Source organism: Jeotgalibaca ciconiae, from assembly GCF_003955755.1.
Lineage (GTDB): Bacteria > Bacillota > Bacilli > Lactobacillales > Aerococcaceae > Jeotgalibaca > Jeotgalibaca ciconiae.
The window spans coordinates 2,275,991-2,295,877 of the sequence record NZ_CP034465.1 but is presented as its reverse complement, the minus strand read 5'-3'; the positions used below and the strand labels follow the sequence as shown (position 1 = coordinate 2,295,877).

Below are 19,887 nucleotides of genomic sequence, written 5' to 3'. Positions count from 1 at the left end.
TGCGGATATAAAAAAGGACCGAGATTTATATTCTCGGTCCTTTTTTATTGTGTATAGATTTAAAGTGAACTTATTTTTTACAGTAATGCAGTCAGATGAATATCTGGATATTTATCTTCGAACCATCTCATCGCAAATTGATTTTCAAACAAGAAGACAGGATGATCAAAACGATCCTTGCAGAGTAAATTACGACTTGAAGACATATTTACATCTAAATCCTCTTCATCAATCCAACGAGCAATTTTCGAACCCATTGGTGTCATTTCCACTTCAGAATTATATTCATTTTTCAAACGATATTCAAATACTTCAAATTGCAGTTGCCCCACTGCTCCAAGAATAAACTCTTCTGTATGATACGTTTTATAAAGCTGAATGGCTCCTTCTTGAACCAATTGTTGAATCCCTTTGTAGAAGGACTTTTGCTTCATTACATTTTTAGGAGTTACCTTCATGAATAATTCTGGAGTAAATTGAGGCAACGCTTCAAATTGAAGAGGCTCTTTTCCTTCATAAATGGTATCCCCAATTTGCAAATTACCGGTATCATAAAGTCCAATGATATCTCCAGCTACTGCACTCTTTACATTCTCTCTTGAATCAGCCATAAATTGTGTCGTATGAGCCAGCTTCATCTTTTTGCTTGTACGATTGACAATGACATCCATCCCCGGCTCAAACTCGCCTGAACAAATTCGAACAAATGCAATTCGATCTCGGTGAGCTGGGTTCATGTTTGCTTGAATTTTAAATACAAAACCAGATAATTCTTCTTTTCCTGGTTCAACGATTTCACCTGACTCTGTTTTATGAGCACTTGGACTTGGAGCAAAATCAATGTAAGCATCCAAGAAAGTGTGTACTCCAAAGCCTGTTAACGCTGACCCAAAGAATACTGGTGTCAATTCTCCCTTTGCGATCGCCTCTTCAGAAAACTCATTCCCTGCTTCTTTCAACAAAAGAACATCTTCCATCGCTTGCGTGTAAGTACTTGACTTTGTTATTTCAAAGTCACCATCGATTGCACCATCTTCATTAATAGGTAAGAAATCATTGCCACCATTTTGTTCAGGGTGAGTAAGCTCAACGCGATTATTATAGATATCGTAAATACCTAAGAAGCCTTTTCCCATTCCCATTGGCCAATTCATTGGATAAGCATCGATTTCTAATACTTCTTCCAATTCTGTAATTAAATCCAATGGTTCTCTCCCATCACGGTCCAATTTGTTAATAAATGTAAAGATGGGAATTCCTCTCATACGACAAACTTTAAAAAGTTTTTTCGTCTGAGGTTCAATACCTTTCCCGCTGTCAATAACCATGACTGCACTGTCTACTGCCATTAATGTACGATAAGTGTCTTCTGAAAAGTCCTCATGACCAGGAGTATCCAAAATATTGATTTGCAAACCATCGTAATCAACTTGCATCACCGAACTAGTTACAGAGATTCCACGTTGCTTTTCGATTTCCATCCAGTCTGATTTAGCAAATTTTCCTGATTTTTTCCCTTTAACAGTCCCTGCTTGACGGATAGCTCCCCCAAAAAGCAATAACTGTTCTGTTATGGTTGTCTTCCCCGCATCCGGATGGGAGATAATTGCAAAAGTTTTTCTTGTTTTAACTTTATCTGCGATTGTTTGTTTCATAATTAATCCTTTCTATTCCTTAACATCATAAATATGAATCTTTTATTGTATCAAGGTCGTATGCTTACTTTCTCCAATTTCCTTATCATTCACTCTTTTCACTTTAAATATATTGAATATAAATGAGTCAGTATATTAAAACGTCTCTCAAAACTTGCCTTTGTTATTATATCGGAAAGTTGCCTATCTAACAAGTAAGGGAATTTCATTTATTAGAACACCTCGGTCTGGGATTCTCAAAAATAAAGACGTTCAAGCTCCTTTTTCAAGCTGAATGTCTTTATTTTTTTAGATTAACGTTGTTCAGGGGGAAATTTCCTATTGAACATCAGTATTTTTAAAAAATAAAGATGTTCAGCCCCCAAATTCTATTTGAACATCTGTTTCTATAAAAATATCCATATTGGTAAACCAAAACTCTTATAGAAAAGTGCACAATGGGTACAATTCATCTAATTTCTTTGAGACAGGCTTGAATCGCCAGACATTGATGGCAAAAAACTTATTCTACTCTACAAAAAATCTAGCTTCCATAACGGACGCCAGATTTTTTTGACATATTATTCTAATTGGTTTGTTTTGGTATATCCTCTACAACTAACCGATCTTGTATGGTACGAGGCGTATTTTTTAAATACTCTACCCCAATCTTTGCAAGGCGACGATTATCAAATTCAAGTGCTGATAACCGCATTCCTTCCATTTCAATACTCTTGATTTCACCATCCACAGGGAAATCACCTAATTCCGTTAATACATAACCAGCAATGGTATCCACTAACGCAGTTTCGATATTTGTATTGAAAAAATCATTGAAGCGATAAATCGGTGTTACCCCATCTACTTCATAGTAGCCTTCTCTAATTTTTTCGATCAATACATATTTTTCATCGTACTCATCGGCAATGTCTCCCACGATTTCCTCTAATATATCTTCTAATGTAGCAATCCCAACTACACCGCCATACTCGTCATATAGAATCGCAAGTTGGTTATGACTCTTTTTCAGAAAAGACATTAATTCATCTGTTGATATGGTTTCTGGAACAAACAACGGCGCATTCAATATTTTTCTTAAATTAATTTCTTCTAAAGGCGTATGGCGAGATTCTTTTAATAAGTTTTTCAAATGAAGTACCCCGACAATATCGTCTTTGTCGTCATCATAAACAGGGATTCTTGTATACGGTGAATTTAATGCCTTTTGGATATTTTCATAAGTATTCTCTTGCAGATCCAACATGAACGTATCTGTTCGAGGCACCATAACTTCACGCGCCATCTTATTATCCATTTCTAAAACACCTTTTAACATACTGAATTCAGCAGCTTCAATGGCGCCTTCCGTACTGCTTCGTTCTAATAATCCACTTACTTCATCACGCGTATATAGGTCTCGGTTTTCATCAAATTTAATAGGCGTTACTTTTTGTAATAGACTTGTTGAAAAAGATAAGAACCGAATAAAAGGTTTTAAAACTTTCTGAACGGTTGTAATAAATCCAGCGCCTGCATAAGCAATTTTTTCTGGAACTTGCATGCCAATTTGTTTTGGTAACAACTCTCCAAAAACAAGCGTAACATAGGACAATAGTAATGTAACAATCAGAATAGACGTTTGCTTTCCGCCTGGTATATTAACAAGGAGCGGTTCTAACTTGCTTGCAAACGTATTGGCAGCTGCAGCACTCGAAAGAAAACCCGCAAAAGTAATCGCAACTTGAATGGTTGCTAAAAAATCATCTGAGTTGTCTAACAAGGCGAGTATTTTCCGAGCTTTTTCATCTCCTTTAATCGCTTCGTTTGCAACTTTATTTTTGTTTAAAGATACAAAAGCAATCTCAGACGACGCAAAAAAAGCATTAATCAATGTCAGAACGATTATTAACAAAATTTGCCATATTAACATCTGACTATCAGGATCTGCATTCATAAATCATTTTTCCCCTTTAATGTATATAATTTGTTAATCGTATTATGCCCTCAAAACTAAAAAAAAACAAGCACTTTAAAACAGAGTGTGAGGAAACGCGGGGAGCCACTCGTAGACTGGAAGAAATACCGAAGAGGTGTTTACACCTCACAGGAATTTCTGAAGTCATAGAGTTGCTGCGTTTTCGAACATATTTAAAACAGAGTGTGAGGAAACGCGGGGAGCCACTCGTAGACTGGAAGAAATACCGAAGAGGTGTTTACACCTCACAGGAATTTCTGAAGTCATAGAGTGGCTGCGTTTTCGAACACATTTAAAACAGAGTGTGAGGAAACGCGGGAGCCACTCGTAGACTGGAAGAAATACCGAAGCAGAAAAAGAACGAATCAGTATCATCCCGATTCGTTCCCACTTTTTAATTATTCACTTACTGTTTTTTCAGCATGTTCTGCTGCTGCATCGAAACTCTCAACATCTACTTTACTGATCATGTTTTCTTGTTCTAATGCTTTTTGCGCAACTAGATTCAAATAGTTCCAAGGACGGTCAAAATGAGGTTGGAAGAAGAAGTCAACTAGAGCTAAATCTTCAATTGTCATACGAGCTTGGATTGCTAAAGAAAGTGTATTAGCAGATTGTGTAACGTCATACTTAGACATTACTTGTCCACCCACAATACGTAATGTATCTTTTTCATAAACAAGTTTCATTAAGATTTTTTCATTTGTTGGCATGAATTCTGGACGATAGAAATCTTCGAATAGTACTGAACTTGTTTCCAAACCAAATGCTTTTGCACTTGAATCAGTCACACCAGTAGAACCGATATTGAATCCGAATAAATGTAATCCAGAAGTAGATTGTGTACCACGGTATTTAACTTTTGGTCCATCAATGTTTTTACCAACCAAGAATCCCATACGAACTGCATTTGTTGCTAATGGAATATATGCATGACCACCTGTTGGATTGTAGTTCACTGCACAACTATCTCCAGCAGCAAAAACATCCGGTGCGCTTGTACGCATATAGTCATCAACAATGATTGCACCATTTGGCATCATGTCAACTTGATCTTTAACTAGTTCCGTGCTTGGTTTAAAGCCGACACACAAGATTACTAATTCTGATTCATATTCACCACCGCTTGTTACAACAGTAGTCATATCTCCAGCTTCATTGTCAGTGAATCCTTGAACCATTTCATTCAGTTGGATTTTTACATTGTGATTTTTAATTTCTTCTTCAAGAACAGAAGTAAATTCATGATCTAGATATTTATTCAATACGCGATCTAATCCATCAACCAAAGTAACTTCTTTGTTATCATTTGCAAAGGCTTCTACTAATTCAATACCAATGTAGCCTCCACCAACAACTGTAATTTTTTTCTTATCTGTTTTACGAGCAATAATCTCTTTTGCTTGATTATAGTTTTTACATAAAACAACATTCTTGCTCTCAATTCCTGGAATTGGAGGAATGATTGGCCAAGAACCTGTTGTAAGTACTAATTTATCATAAGAATCATCGAAAAACTCACCTGTTTTTAGGTTTTCTACAGAAAGCGTCTTTTTATTAACATCGATATTTGTAACGTTATGTTCCATACGAACATCTGCACCCATGGATTTTAATTCGTCCGGATTTGAATAGAATAAACCTGCTGGATCTTTAACAACTCCACCTACATATAGTGCAATCCCACATGATAAGAACGACACATTGTCATTTCTTTCGTATACCGTTACCTCTGCGGTTGGATTTTCAGATAATATAGTTTTAACTGCTGATGTACCAGCATGTGTACAACCCACAACTGCGATTTTCATTGTGTTTCCTCCTAAATATGAATTGTTCTATTTCGAACAAAAGACATCGAAAGCACACTTCGATTGTCTTTTAGTTAAATGAATTTTTGCACAAACAACTAGTCTTTTGTCTGCCACATATAGATTCTACTCTTATTATTTCCTTTTGCAACTAAAATGCATCAGATTTTCAAAAAAACATTTCAAATTTACTGTTTCTTAATTTTCTAACTACTGGTACCATAAAATAACCAACACTTGAAAGGAGATATTATATGCTGCTATTTAAAAATACAATGACAATCTCATCCCCTATATATGAAGATTCTCTTCAAATAAGGAGGATTGTTTTTATTGAGGAACAGAACGTCTCCCCTGATATTGAAATTGACGATAAAGAAGAACGATGTATTCATGTTGTTGGATATAAGAAAGAGAAGGCAGTTGTAACAGCACGGCTGCTTCCATTAGAAACGAATCAATACAAAGTTCAAAGAGTCGCTGTACTAAAAAAAGAACGTGGAAAACATTACGGAAAATATCTTATGTTGGAGCTAGAAAGAATTGCAAGAGAGAAGGATGCGACAAGCATTGTTTTAGGAGCCCAGAACCATGCTCTTCCTTTCTATGATCGGCTAGGATATACGATCAATAGTGAAGAATATTCAGAAGCAGGAATCCTGCATCACGACATGATAAAAATATTAGATTAGAAAAGCGGCCAATTTTGCTTTGTACGAGTACAAGAAAATTTTCGGCAGACTTCCTGCTTCAGCTGGTTGATTAAATGGTATGCATCATCTTGCAGCGAGGCGTGCAAGATGATGTTTCTGTATAATTTCATCTAGTGGGAATCTTTCTAGCGTTTACTGGATGATAATAACAGTGAATCTCATCTAGTGAGTCATGCTCAAGTTTCCACTAGACGAGAATCAGTGTTTATCTCATTTAGTGAGGGCCACCCACGCTGTCCACTAGATGAGATTACCGAAATAGTTCTATTCTAGATTAGAAAAACCCACTACCCTGAGACTAAAATGGACCCTATAGAATGGACACTAAAAAAAGTGCCCTTCTATAGGGTTTGTTTTTGTATACTTATGAATAGAGGAAAATACGTTAACGTTTGAATTGAAGTAGTATTGCTCCATTCATTAAACCACAATTCATATTAACTGCACTACGTGCAGAAAGGAGCCGCTAAATGTCAAAGTTAATTTTTACATCGGAACAAATTCGAGTTTTGAGAAGAAATCCGTACGTTAAAAATGTATCAGAGAAAAGCATTACTTATTCCGATGAATTCAAACGCCATTTTGTTTCAGAATCATTGGATTCAAAAACGGCTAAACAAATATTTATTGAAGCAGGATTTGATCCGGAAATGCTTGGTGAAAGCCGGATAAAAGCATTCGCTAAGAAATGGCGAAAAAGATATCGTGATAATGGTGTTTTGGCATTGAAAGACACTCGACAAAACCGTTCAGGCAGACCGCGAAAGACTGAACGAACACCTGAACAACAAATTGAAAAGTTACAAGCTAAAATTTCATTATTAGAGCAGGAAAATGAATTGTTAAAAAAATCAGAATGGAGCGAAAGGAGGCTAGAAAACAGCGAAAAGACTAGTGAAACCTTCGCAAGAATCCATAGAATGAAAACAGATGGTTCATACACAGGAACGATTATAGATGCATGTGAAACGCTGGAGGTTTCTCGCTCAGGTTATTACAATTATTTAAAGGGCTTAGCCCAGAGAAACGTACGAGAAGAGGAAGATCAAGCTTGGAGAATCCAAATTGAAAACGCCTATAGCTACCGTGGTTACAAGAAAGGCTCTCGTAGTATTGTCATGTATTTCAAGAATATTCTAGGAATGACAGTCAATCGTAAAAAGGTCCAGCGCTTGATGAGGAAATTTCATATTTTCTGCCCCATTCGTAAAGCGAACCCCTATAAGAGAATGGCGAAAGCTACCAAAGAACACCACACTGTTGAGAATAAATTGGAGCGTCAATTTGTCCAAGGAATAGCTCATAAAGTTCTCTTAACTGATATCACTTATTTACCTGGAGCCAATGGATTTATGGGTTATTTGTCGACCATTAAAGACGGCACGACGAAAGAGATACTCGCTCACTATGTATCTGATAACCTAAAACTAGCTATCTCATTAACTACCATTGATGTATTAATGAGCGCCCACGGCGCAACGTTACACAAAGATGCCTTTATCCATTCAGATCAGGGCGTGCACTATACGAGTCCTAAATTCCATAAGAAGTTGGCGGATAATGACTTAGGACAGTCCATGTCTAGAAGAGGTAATTGTTGGGACAACGCTCCTCAAGAGTCGTTCTTTGGTCATTTGAAAGATGAAATGGAGTATAAAAGTTGTGTCCATTTAGAAGAGTTACGAGCAATAGTAGATGATTACATAGACTACTATAATAATGAACGCGGACAATGGAACCTAAAAAAATTGCCTCCTGTTCATTACAGGGAGCAATTTTTATCGGGTGTTGCATAAGGTCTTTTTTTTAATGTCCTTGACACAGGGTCCATTTCAGACAACATAAATCCAGGTTAGTGGGTTTCATTATTGAGTAAGCATATCCAAGAAGTTTTTTGCAATGTTAAAGTAAATTAAGACACTGGTTAAGTCACTAAATGTAGAAATAAATGGACCACTTGCTACAGCGGGATCAAAACCGATTTTGTCCATCAAGATAGGTATAAGACTGCCCGCAAGATTAGCAACTGTAATTGCCGCCAACATAGAAAAGCCAATGATACTGCCTAAAATAAAGTTCTTTTGCCAGATTCCGACAACAATGGTTATTGTTAGTCCAGTAATCAGACCGGAAATAAGGCCTGTTAATGTTTCTTGCATAACAACCGAAAACCACGTACGTTTTTCAGTGTCTGGCAGACCAATTTTCCTAACAGCAACAGCCAACGATTGTGTTCCAGCATTCCCTGCCGTTCCTGTAATCAAAGTAACAAAGACAGATAGAACCGCTGCATTCGATATCAATCCCTCATATCTGCTTATCAATGTGGAAGTCCCCATTCCCAAAAATAACAGCGTAATGAGCCATGGCAATCGTTTAGATGCTGCTCGAAAGGGATTCATTGTCGTTTCTTCCACGTCAACTGCAGCCAAACCAGAGTAATCACTCGTTGCTTCTTCGTGCATAACATCTAAGATATCATCGACCGTTATAATACCTAACAAAATATTGTTATCGTCGACTACAGGAAGTGCCAGTAAATCGTAATCACGAGCAACACGAGCGACATCTGCCTGGTCTTCATCAACATTAATTCGAATAATCCGATCACTCATTATTTCATAAATCATTTTATCTTCATGGGAAATAATCAAGTCACGCAGAGAGATAACTCCCACTAATTGCTCTTTACTATCAATGACATAAATATAATAAATCGTTTCCGCTTCAGCCGCCTTACTTTTTAATATCGCCATAGCAGAACGAACCGTTTGATTTGCCTTTATAGCAATAAACTCAGTGGTCATGATCGCACCCGCAGTGGCATCTTCATAGACTAATACTTCACGTAAATGTGCTGCTTGTTCATCATCCATTAAGCGTAGATATTTAGGGATCATTTCTGGTTCTAATTGTTTCAGCATATCGACAGCATTATCCGTATACATGTTCGCTAACATATCGGCGGCATACTGCTTATTCATTTCAAGTATATACGTATCGACTGATTCTACATCTTCTTCCAAAATCTCAAACATATCAGACATTTCTTTTGGAGATAAATAGTTATATATTTTTAACCGATTATCTGGGGATAAGTTTCGATACAATTGCGCTTGGTCATATAAGGGATAATTCAAAAACAACTCACGAAAGGTCTCCAAATTGTCTGTATTCAAGATTGCTCGAATATGTTCGGTTTCAAGCTCAAGATCAAATTCGTACTGAGGTTCATTCATTCTATCTACCTTCTTTCAAACGTTGGTTTTTTATCCACTCCTGAAAGTCATTCGGAAAACCTGTTTCAAATTTCATTTCTTCTTTTGTAAATGGATGAATAAAAGATAATTCTTTACAATGCAAAGCTTGGCGCTTAACAATTGAATCTACTTCTCCACCATAAAGCGTGTCTCCAATCAATGGTGCTCCAACATGTGTGAAATGCACACGTATTTGGTGTGTTCTTCCGGTATGCAGTTGAATACGAAAGAGCTGCCCTTGTGCAAACACTTCTTCTTTCCAATATTCCGTCAATGCTTCTTTTCCTTCTTCACGAACTTCACGAGTAATGATGGAATCATCCGTTCTTCCAATAGGTGCTTCAATAAATCCATGTTCTTCATTTAAGTTCGCAGTAATGGAAGTAAGTGCATAATAAAATCGATTTACTTTTTTTGCGCGTAATTGCTGGTCGAATAAGGCATGGGTATAACGATTTTTTGCAAAAAGCATCAAACCGGTCGTATCTCGATCTAAGCGGGTTACAATATGAATAACTTGATCAGCGTATTTCTGCCTTTGATAATATCCTTTTACCCGATTTGCCATTGATAAGTGTGGATTTTTTCTCGACGGTATCGATGCAACTCCCGCCGGCTTATCTACGATTAACAAATGCTCATCTTCATAAACAATCGTAATTGGTATATCGACGGGTGTTGTCGTTTCATGTTCTCCTTCATCGGGGACTGTAATACGTATGTGATCCCCCATTTTCAGATGTACCAATACATTTTCTTCTACACCATTTAAACAAATCTTCCCCCCGTGAAATTTGATTTTTGCTAAAAGGCGCTTTGATACTCCTTGGTTTCTTAAAAACGTTCTTAATAAGATGGGTTGTTCTTCCATATAATTCCATTCATAAATCACTTCTGTAACTCCGCTTCTATTTTTCAATTATTCTAACGATTTTTTGAAAAGTTCGACAGTTCCTGCCGTTGTTCCCAACAGTTCTAAAAGAAATAAAACCTGCGAAACTTCTGCAGGTTTTAAGTAACTTATTCAAACAAAAACTAGTAACTTTTATCGTAGTCTACCACATTCACTGACGGTTTTCCATCATTTACAAATGCTTCCACGTTTGGTTCTATAACAGAAAATAGCTCATCACGAAAATGTTCTACTAATCCTGAAACATGGGGTGTAATCAATACTTTTTTATGGTTCCAGAGCGGGCTGTCCTCTTCAAGGGGTTCCTTCTCAAACACATCCAACGCGGCAAAGGAAACTGTTCCATTATCAAGCGCCTCTGTCAGCGCAGCTACATCAACCGAACTTCCTCTACCAACATTTACAAAAGCTACTCCCTCTTTCATTTGAGAAAAACGTTCTTTGTCAAAAAAGTTTATTGTTTCTTTTGTTTCTGGTAAGATATTTACAACATAATCAGCTTTCTTCAAGACCTCTTCGCATTGATCTTGCGCAACAGTTTCGTCCACTTCAGAAACTTGATGACCACTCGTATTTACACCAACTGTTTTCATACCGAAAGCTTGCGCTATTGTAGCGAGTCTGCGACCAATATTCCCTATACCAAAAATCATCAAAGTTTTGTCTCGAAGTTCTTGTATCGTTAGATCTTGCTCCCATTTCTTATTCTTTTGGTTTTTGATTACTTGATCAAACGCTCGTGCATGATAAAGCAAAACACCTATAATATGTTCGCTAATTGTATGTTGATGGATTCCAGAAGCATTGGTCAAAATTACTTCTTTTTCACGAAAAGATTCTTGAGGAAGATAATTAACGCCGGCAGAAATTGCTTGTACCCATTTCAGCTGCGGTAATTTCCCTTCTTCCCAAAACTTACCCATCTCAGGTGTCCAATGAATGACAACTTCAATGTCTTTTAAAACCGATTCATCATTCAATTCAGTATAGACTTCAAACTCTGGTAATAATTCTTTTATTCGTTGAATTTGTTGCTCTTTTAATTCTCTATTTAAAAGTAACTTGTTTTTCTTCGACAAAATAATCACCCTTTCTTCTCATCTATTTTCTATCCTGCTTATGGTTATTTGCGATTCCGATAAAAGCATTTTCGACACGATTCCAAAAATGCATGTGCCGATAACGTGCAAAATGGACACGTTCTTTCGCGATACGATAGATTAGCTGATCAATTTTCTTATCTCTGAAAGTAAGATGATCAACTGTAAAAATTAAGCCGTGCTCTTCGATCGGTTTTACAACAATCCATTCATCTTTAGCGATAATCATGGGAGAGCTAAGCGTCCGATATACCCGATTATTAACAGAAGCCATTTCTGTTAATTGGATGGCTTCTGTTCGCGGATGGATCACTGCTCCTCCTAAGGATTTACTGATACCTGTTGAACCAGTCGGCGTAGATACACAAATTCCATCTCCACGAAAGGTTTCAAATAACTCTTCTTTTACAAAAATTTCACAGACCATTGTACCGTCCACTTTTTTTAACACGGCTTCATTTAAAGCAATAAAACGATCGCTTTCTTCCCCATTATTATAGCTTACCCGAACATCTAACAAGGGGTAGCTGACGCTTTCCCCCTTATCATGCTTTAAACTTTCTATCAAATCTTCAATCTCATAATCTCGCCAGTCTGTGTAAAATCCTAAGTGCCCAGTGTGAACTCCTACGAAACGAACAGTGCTTAACAGATGCTGGTATTTATGAAAAGCCGATAGCAAGGTCCCATCTCCACCAATAGTAACCACTAAATCAGGATTTTCATCGTCAATCGCTATCCCTGTAGCTTTTATTTTCGATAGAAACTCTTCTGCCAATTTGATGGATACAGGCTTATTATTATTGACCAACGCGATCCTCATACTAACACCCTCTAATTGATATTCTTCTTCTTATCACTAAAATAAAACTGTGCTTCTTTAATCTCTTCCCGAATTTCCGACATTTCATTGTCTAAAAGAAAGGCTGCTTCTGCAGCGCGGATGAGGCGAGTGTGTAACTCTTCAGGGTACTCCCCTTTATATTTGTAGTTCAGTGTGTGTTCAATTGTCGCCCAAAAATTCATGGCTAACGTTCGAATTTGTATTTCACACAAAATTACTTTTTCTTCCATGATTCGCTGAACCGGATATTCGATTACTAAGTGGTACGAACGATATCCGCTCTCTTTCTTATTGGTGATGTAATCACGCTCAATGATAATTTTAAAGTCATTTCTCGCACGTAATAATTTAACCACTTCATGTATATCATCGACAAACTGACACATAATTCGAATGCCGGCAATATCTTGAACATCCTCTTCCAGACGATTCAAATCAATGTTTCTGACTTCTGCTTTTTCTAAGATGCTTTCTTTCGTTTTTACTCTACCCGTAATAAATTCAATGGGCGCGTGAGCATTGTTATCACGATATTGTTTTCGAATACTTTTTAATTTAACTTTTAATTCCTCAACTGCTTGTTCATACGGAGCTAGAAAGGAATCCCAGTCGGTTACAAGTCCATTTTCCATAGTTAAACACCTTATTTTCAAGTTTTTGACTATCATAAGTATTTTAACATAAGAAGCCTTGTTCCTGAAACGGAACATTGTATGAACTTTTTTGAAGAGTTAATTTTTTTACCTAATCTTGAATAGTATGATATATTGAAAGAAGGAACACTACAGCCTGTAAATACCTTAATAGAAAGGACGAAGCTGTCATGAACTTACAAATTGAAAAAGAATTTAAAAACCTTCTTACAAAAGAAGAATACGAACAATTACTTCTTGATTTCCAACTAGAGGAGTCAGAAGCAATCCATCAAACAAACACTTATTATGATACGAAAAATAAATTACTACAATCATTAAATATGGGACTTCGAGTTCGTGTTTATGAGAGTTATGGAGAACAAACCTTAAAAGTACCCATTCAAGAAAATGAACAACTGGAGGTAACCGATTCTCTCACACTTGATGAAGCAAACCAACTCATCAATGAAGGGAAAATAAAATTTGAAAGCCATATCGCTTCAAAACTTTTAGAAGAGAATGTACCCGTTGAATCATTAGAACCTGTCGGCCAACTCTCTACTGTCCGCCACAGCTTTCCTGGCGAAGGCGGTGTGTACTTTTTAGACAAAAGTTATTATCAGGATCAAAAAGATTATGAATTAGAATTTGAAACGGATGACTTAGAAAAAGGACTCCTTCTATTTGAAAAGTTTTTAGAAAAACATCACATCAAAAAGAGAAAAACAACTCAAAAAATAGAGCGTGCACTTCAATATCCAAATAGCTAAAATAAAAGTCGAGTATACCACTCGGCTTTTTCATTTAAACAAAAGTTTTTATTCATAATTTTCGTTTAGATTTTATTTTTTTGTTTTATAAGCATTCTATAAAAGCTTTCTTCTTCTTTTGACAGAAATGTGAACATTTATTTTCCATTGATAAAATAGATAAGCAAGTTATTTTACAAATGTTTATTTATAAAGGTATAATAGTAATTAATAAACGAAGATAGTAATCTGACTTCTTAATTCTTTAGGAGGTCAGATTATTGTAATAATTAGCGTATTTTTGTTATTCTATGAAGGGACTCCCTCCCCAGTGATAGGAGCGTCCCACTCAAATACAGTGATAAGAAGGGATATTATGTACAGAAACCAGAACACTATTCATTCTCTCTCTTCTTCGCCTAAAATTTATGAAGTATACCTTTTCGTTAATCCAATTGGATTAAAATGTTATCAAGCAGAACAAGAAGTATTGAAATTTATCGAAGATATGGATCATATCAAAATTCATTTTCGATTCATTACGTTTCATAATTTCAACACTGTTTCTCAATATATGAAAAGATTAAATTTACCCTCAAATAATTTACAGCTGCGTAACCAGATATATCATACTATTTATGATGCATGTTTAGCTTACAAAGCTGCTTTAATGCAAGGGAAAAAGCGTGGAAGAAATTTTCTGTTGCTTCTTCAAAAAGAACTTACCAGTCATCCAATTGAGTACAGTGATGAATTACTAGTTAAGGTTGCTAAAGGCGCAAGACTTGATGTGGATATGTTTTTTGAAGATAAAGCTTCTGATTTTGTAAAAAACAGCTATGAATCTGACCAACAAATTGCCCAAGAAATGAACATTATGCGGACTCCTTCACTGGTAATTTTCGATAATTTAAATCAACACTATGGAGTATTGTTAGAGGATGTCTTCTCATATGATTTAATCGAAGAGGCTTTCGGACATTCCAATGTTAAAAACAAAAAAAATAATGAAATCCTTCAAAAAGACAACGTACGAGCAATTGGTAAAGACTACCTGACAATTATAAAATAAGAAAAATCCGCAGAGTTCGCTCTCTGCGGATTTTTCTTATTTATAGCTCGCTAATTAATTTTTCTAACTCATTTAAGCGTTCTTCGAACACTTTCATAGCATCTTCCAAGTATGATGCTTGTGTCATGTCCACTCCTGCTTTTTTCATTACTTCAATTGGATAATCACTGCTGCCAGATTTTAAATATGTAATGTATTTTTCTAACGAGCCCTCTTCTCCATCTAGAATTCTTTGCGCTAATGCAGTAGCTGCAGAAAATCCTGTAGCATATTGATACACATAGTAATTGTAATAGAAATGCGGGATGCGTGACCACTCTAAAGCAATTTCTGGATCCTCTTCAACTTCTGGCCCATAGTAATTTGCATTTAATTTCCCGTAATAATCAGTCATAAACTCTTGTGTTAATGGAATACCCTCTTGAGCTTTTTGATGAATATAATGTTCGAATTCAGCAAACTGCGTTTGACGGAATACAGTTCCTTTAAAGCCATCCAGGTAATGATTTAATACATAAATACGGACTTTTGGATCCGTTTGTGTTTTTAATAAATAGTCTGTCAAAATATTTTCATTCGTTGTAGAAGCAATTTCAGCTAAGAAAATAGAATAATCACCATAAGCATATGGTTGGTTACCACGCGTATAATAACTATGGACACTGTGTCCTAACTCATGAACCAATGTGTACAGCTGGTTCAATGAATCTTGCCAGTTCATCAAGATGTACGGATTTGTATCATATGCTCCTGAAGAATAAGCACCACTGCGTTTTCCTTCGTTTTCATACCAGTCAATCCAGCGATTATCAAATGCTTCATTTAAAATACGTTGGTAATCTTCTCCTAATGGTTGTAAAGAATCCAATGTTTTTTCTTTTGCTTCTTCAATCGTATACTTGATTGGCGCATCCCCAGTAAGCGGTGTGTACATATCATACATATATAATTTATCCACATTTAGAAGTTTTTTACGCAAAGCGACATAGCGATGCAACAATGGTAGATTTTTATTCACTACTTCTAATAATGTATCATAAACGCTTTCTGGTATATTGTTATTCGCTAAAGACGCTGCACGTGCTGAACTAAAATTACGTACTTTTGCTTGGTAATTATGTGACTTTACATGTGTAGACAATGTAGTCGCAAATGTATTTTTTAATCCACTATATGTTTTGTATAAAGCTTTATAAGCAGCTTCTCGAACTTCACGGTTCGAACTTTCCATCAACTTTCCATAAAGACCATGTGATAGCTTAACTTCATTACCGTCTTCATCTTTTACAGTAGGAAATTCAATGTCCGCATTATTTAAAACAGAGAATGTACGACTTGCACCAGAGAAAATCTCTGCTGCTCCTGCTAATAGTTCTTCTTCTCTTGCGCTTAATACATGATCACGTTGAGAAGTAAGCTCTTCCAATAAGTGAGTATATTTCTTCAATTCATCATTTTCTTCTAAATATTGAGTTAAAGTTTCTTCTGGAATCGCCAATACTTCAGGATTAAACCATGAACCGGCTTCATTCACTTGCGTTAATACTGCAACAGCTTTATCATGCAATGTTTGATACGTACTATTCGCTGTGTCTTGATCATTTTTTAAATGAGAATAAACATAAGCACGTTCTAATTTTTGATTAGTTGCTAAAATCTTTTCAATTCCCTTTAGCAAAGCATCACTGCTCTCGCCAATTGTTCCTTGAAGTTCTTTCACTTCTTTTCCAAGCGCACTGATAACTTCTAATTCTTTCTCAAAAGCTTCATCAGATTCAAAAATCGTACTTAAATCCCACGTTGTTTCCTCAGAAACTTCATTACGTTTTGGTAATTGTTTCACATCTGACATTCATATTCCTCCTTGGAAATTTAATTAATCACTCCCTTTATCTTATCATATTCTCAGCAACTTTTTTAAATAAAAGACAAAATGTTTAGAAAAACTTACTTCTATTCTTTAGATATTTTGGTATCTCAAAATGAACTTTTCGTTACTCTCCATTTATTCCGGCCACTTTCTTTCAATATTCCTTGCTTTATTAACTCTTGAATAAAAATTAATAATGGTTGATTCCGATTCTTTTCTTTCACAAAAGGTGTGTCATAAAAAATAACAGGATTTTCTTTGGAATGTTCAATAAATTCAGAAAAATCACTGATTTGAATGAACTCTCCAACCCCCTTTTTAAATAACCAATTTGTAAAATAATATTTCCAAATATAAGCCGGAGTCTGATAGAAAAGATCCTTTGTCGGTAAATAAAACAGCCAATTCGGCAATTCATGCAAAGAATGATTCCTTATATATAATTGCTCTAAAAACAAACGGTGTGAGTAATCCTTTCGATGCAATAGCGACATACGTTTGGAGTAGGAGAGGTAGAAATTCGTTCCTTCCAGCTCCCTATTCTTAGAGCGAAAGGATTTTCCTTTATACCACTCTTCAAATGCTTTAAAAGATAGCTGACAGAGTTTCTTTTTAGAGAAATTGTAGTGGACTTGATTTCGTTTATTATAATAGATATCATCGTAAAACAATAATTCATCTGTTTCGCTGTTAAAACACAGTAAAGAAAAACTAGCGCCCCCCTCACTATAAAGAAATAATCGTTGCTTTTGAGAAAGGCTCTGATTTATAAAATAATCGGGTCCACATATCCATAATACTTCATAGCCATTATTCAAGTATCCTTTTGTTCGTTCAACAAGCTTTTCATTCGAAATTGGACTGCACTGATATTCAATTGCAATCTTTCTTCCATCGTCTAATTGTATTAATAAATCGGGTCGTTGTTGTAGTTTTGGAAGCCACGCTTCCATTTGTACAGTTATTTTTTGCTTTTGAAACCAGTCAAATAATCGTTGCTTTCCTAATAAATGGATTGCCGTTTCTCCTTCAGAAAACTGCTTACAGTCAGAGTTTGAATAGTGAGCAAAGTGTGTTAGTTTTTTAGTACCCTTTTTACAAAAAACAGGATGCTTACACCCCGGACAATAGAGTTCTTCGGGCTTCTCACAAAAGACTAAGTAATCAGCTGCACTCACCCGTGAGCCATCTTTCATTTCTGCATAAAACATTTCATCCCTCCTATCTAAATAGATACGCGAATGAATGCGGTTCTTTTATTAGAAGAGATAAAAAATTTTGAGCACAAAAAAAAGTGGACGTATCCACTTTTTTAGAAGTAATGTCGAGCGGTTTCTAACGCTTTCTCACTCATAATTACTTTTCCATATTCACTTAAAACTTCTTTTGTTAAACGCGACTCTTCTCCAAATTCAGTAATAATCATCAATTGATCTTCCAAGTCCGTCACTGCCATCTCATCAAGATAAAACTCAATTGATAAATAATAATGATTATTATAGTGGTAAAGTGTTGATGAACCGCTCTCTAAATATAGACGTTTGGCTACCTCGACAAAATTTTCAAAATCCGAAAATTCAGTCATCAATTCTAAGTTTCCAGCCTCATTTTCTTTTGCTAACGATTCCGTTGTATGATCCGACGCCTCAGTATGTTTCTTAATATAGTCAATCACTTGCTCTGTAGGGTCAAAGCCATCGAAAGTATCAAAGTCTTCGCTATCACCCTTGCTGATATACAGTTCAAGTCCATTTCCTTTAGGGAGCACTTGGAATGTAATTGCATCTGTTTCTTGAAATTGATTATCAACATCTACTTCTTCCAGAATACTATAAAAGAAACTTTCGATTTGCTTTTGATTGCCTAATAAATCTAGAAACGTAATACCACGTTCTTCTAAATCTTCATTCTCAATCAAAACACGAATCGTATTTTCATTAATATTTTCCATTTCCATAATGCCACACCTCATTTCTTTGTTCTTATTATATTGTATCGCACTTTGTGATCAAATAGAAAAAATTGAAATCCTCTTTCTAGATAAGATCCGTACAAAGTAAAATTATACAATATCCAGTGGTCATTTGCAATCAACTAGCTTACTAAAAGAAAGTTGGCAATAAATAAAAGAGCCAGATTTGTTAATAACCTGACTCTTTCATTTGGATTCATATTATGAGTAGTATTTGTTTTCGAATAGTGTTGCGTTCTTAACGTCTTCAATTGTTTGGGTTCCAGCTAATTGCATGACACGTTTCAAGTCTTGTTCAAAGTATTCTAATACCGAACGAACGCCTTTCCAACCGCCTAATGCTAAACCATATAAAACTGGACGTCCTAATGCCACAATGTCTGCTCCACTAGCTAATGCTTTGAAAATATGTTCTCCACGACGAATTCCACTATCAAATACAATCGGTACTCGCCCTGCAACTGCCTTAGAAATACCTTCAAGTGTATCGAACGAACCTGGTGCTCCATCTAATTGACGCCCACCATGATTAGATACCCATATGCCATCTGCTCCTGCTCCAATTGCAAGCAAAGCATCATCAGGAGACTGCAAGCCTTTTACAAAGACGGGCAACCCTGAGTATTCTTTCAAGAATTTCACATCGTCACGAGTAATCTTTTGTTTTGACTGTGCATAGATATTATTTAAAGACATATTTTTTCCGGAACCTGTTAAATAGCGAGAAACAATTGGCATACCAAACGGATAAACAAACTTATTACGTATATCTGTTTCGCGATTCCCGCTCAATGTAGAATCTGCAGTAAGAATAATCGCAGTTGCTCCATCCGCTTTTGCTTCATCAATAATATTCTTATTGAAGTCATCATCTTTACTCATATAAATCTGGAACCAACGTGGTCCGCCGTTCAGCCCTTTTTCAATTTCTTCAAATTTCGCTCCAGAATAAGCGCTAATCGACATAATCGTACCAAATTCCGCTACCCCTTTTGCGGTTCCAGCTTCTTTCGTTTCGTGTGCCAAACCGTGAGCAGCAATCGGTGCCATGATAAAAGGAACTTTGATATCATGACCAAGAATAGAAGTAGAAGTGTCTGGGTTCTCTACATCCGCTAGCACACGAGGTAGAATCCCTTTGTGTTCCCAAGCTTTGATATTTTGTTGCAAAGTGTATTCATCACCTGAACCACCTGACATATAGCCAAATCCACCTGCCGGTACAACTTCCCGTGCACGTTCTTCTAACTCGTAAGTATTTACTATCTCGATATCTTGTACTACTGTTGGTGCATCATAAGTAATTATTTGTTCGATTGTCATAAATAAAACCTCCACT

General features: G+C 36.1%; 16 protein-coding genes. 4 read left to right on the top strand and 12 right to left on the bottom strand.

Annotated features, from left to right (window positions below; all coding sequences use genetic code 11):
• Positions 1–77: 77 nt before the first annotated feature.
• The 3 genes from EJN90_RS10660 to EJN90_RS10650 form a co-directional block, all read right to left on the bottom strand.
• Entirely contained in the window at positions 78–1,655 is a 1,578-nt protein-coding gene (locus tag EJN90_RS10660) for a peptide chain release factor 3 (protein ID WP_126111077.1), read from the bottom strand.
• Positions 1,656–2,220: 565 nt separating this feature from the next.
• Positions 2,221–3,588 (bottom strand): hemolysin family protein, encoded by a 1,368-nt coding sequence (locus tag EJN90_RS10655; RefSeq protein ID WP_126111075.1) that lies wholly within the window; start codon positions 3,586–3,588, stop codon positions 2,221–2,223.
• A gap of 419 nt (positions 3,589–4,007) precedes the next feature.
• Positions 4,008–5,420: an FAD-dependent oxidoreductase gene (locus EJN90_RS10650; protein WP_126111073.1), complete on the bottom strand. Its 1,413-nt coding sequence runs from the start codon at positions 5,418–5,420 to the stop codon at positions 4,008–4,010.
• 254 nt (positions 5,421–5,674) lie between these two features.
• Here EJN90_RS10650 and EJN90_RS10645 point away from each other — a divergent pair, with 254 nt between their 5' ends.
• Positions 5,675–6,112 (top strand): GNAT family N-acetyltransferase, encoded by a 438-nt coding sequence (locus EJN90_RS10645; RefSeq protein WP_126111071.1) that lies wholly within the window; start codon positions 5,675–5,677, stop codon positions 6,110–6,112.
• Between the two features lie 491 nt (positions 6,113–6,603).
• A complete protein-coding gene (locus tag EJN90_RS10640) occupies positions 6,604–7,929 on the top strand; it encodes an IS3 family transposase (protein WP_126111069.1) in 1,326 nt (441 codons plus the stop codon).
• Between the two features lie 69 nt (positions 7,930–7,998).
• On the opposite strand, the gene mgtE is transcribed toward EJN90_RS10640, so the two are convergent.
• The 5 genes from mgtE to EJN90_RS10615 all read right to left on the bottom strand — a co-directional run bounded on the left by mgtE (position 7,999) and on the right by EJN90_RS10615 (position 12,882).
• Positions 7,999–9,372: a magnesium transporter gene (gene mgtE, locus EJN90_RS10635; protein ID WP_126111067.1), complete on the bottom strand. Its 1,374-nt coding sequence runs from the start codon at positions 9,370–9,372 to the stop codon at positions 7,999–8,001.
• Between the two features lies 1 nt (position 9,373).
• Complete coding sequence (locus EJN90_RS10630) at positions 9,374–10,285, bottom strand: RluA family pseudouridine synthase (protein ID WP_174919281.1); 912 nt, start codon at positions 10,283–10,285, stop codon at positions 9,374–9,376.
• Positions 10,286–10,428: 143 nt separating this feature from the next.
• Positions 10,429–11,385 carry a phosphoglycerate dehydrogenase gene (locus tag EJN90_RS10625; protein WP_164544067.1) on the bottom strand — a complete coding sequence of 319 codons (957 nt, stop codon included), beginning with the start codon at positions 11,383–11,385 and terminating at the stop codon, positions 10,429–10,431.
• 22 nt (positions 11,386–11,407) lie between these two features.
• A complete protein-coding gene (locus EJN90_RS10620) occupies positions 11,408–12,229 on the bottom strand; it encodes an NAD kinase (RefSeq protein WP_126111063.1) in 822 nt (273 codons plus the stop codon).
• 11 nt (positions 12,230–12,240) lie between these two features.
• Positions 12,241–12,882 carry a GTP pyrophosphokinase gene (locus EJN90_RS10615; RefSeq protein WP_126111061.1) on the bottom strand — a complete coding sequence of 214 codons (642 nt, stop codon included), beginning with the start codon at positions 12,880–12,882 and terminating at the stop codon, positions 12,241–12,243.
• A gap of 191 nt (positions 12,883–13,073) precedes the next feature.
• On the opposite strand from EJN90_RS10615, the gene EJN90_RS10610 reads away from it, so the two are divergent.
• Positions 13,074–13,655: a CYTH domain-containing protein gene (locus EJN90_RS10610; protein WP_126111059.1), complete on the top strand. Its 582-nt coding sequence runs from the start codon at positions 13,074–13,076 to the stop codon at positions 13,653–13,655.
• A gap of 355 nt (positions 13,656–14,010) precedes the next feature.
• Positions 14,011–14,706: a DsbA family protein gene (locus EJN90_RS10605; RefSeq protein WP_126111057.1), complete on the top strand. Its 696-nt coding sequence runs from the start codon at positions 14,011–14,013 to the stop codon at positions 14,704–14,706.
• Positions 14,707–14,746: 40 nt separating this feature from the next.
• On the opposite strand, the gene pepF is transcribed toward EJN90_RS10605, so the two are convergent.
• From pepF to EJN90_RS10585, 4 genes are all read right to left on the bottom strand, one after another.
• The gene (gene pepF, locus EJN90_RS10600) at positions 14,747–16,558 is read right to left on the bottom strand and encodes an oligoendopeptidase F (RefSeq protein ID WP_126111055.1); all 1,812 of its coding nucleotides are present in this window, start codon (positions 16,556–16,558) and stop codon (positions 14,747–14,749) included.
• A gap of 125 nt (positions 16,559–16,683) precedes the next feature.
• Entirely contained in the window at positions 16,684–17,787 is a 1,104-nt protein-coding gene (locus EJN90_RS10595) for a competence protein CoiA (RefSeq protein ID WP_126111053.1), read from the bottom strand.
• A 101-nt stretch (positions 17,788–17,888) separates the two neighbouring features.
• On the bottom strand, positions 17,889–18,533 hold the full coding sequence (locus tag EJN90_RS10590) for an adaptor protein MecA (protein ID WP_126111051.1): 645 nt from the start codon (positions 18,531–18,533) through the stop codon (positions 17,889–17,891).
• A 216-nt stretch (positions 18,534–18,749) separates the two neighbouring features.
• Positions 18,750–19,871 (bottom strand): lactate oxidase, encoded by a 1,122-nt coding sequence (locus EJN90_RS10585; protein ID WP_126111049.1) that lies wholly within the window; start codon positions 19,869–19,871, stop codon positions 18,750–18,752.
• Between the last annotated feature and the right edge of the window lie 16 nt (positions 19,872–19,887).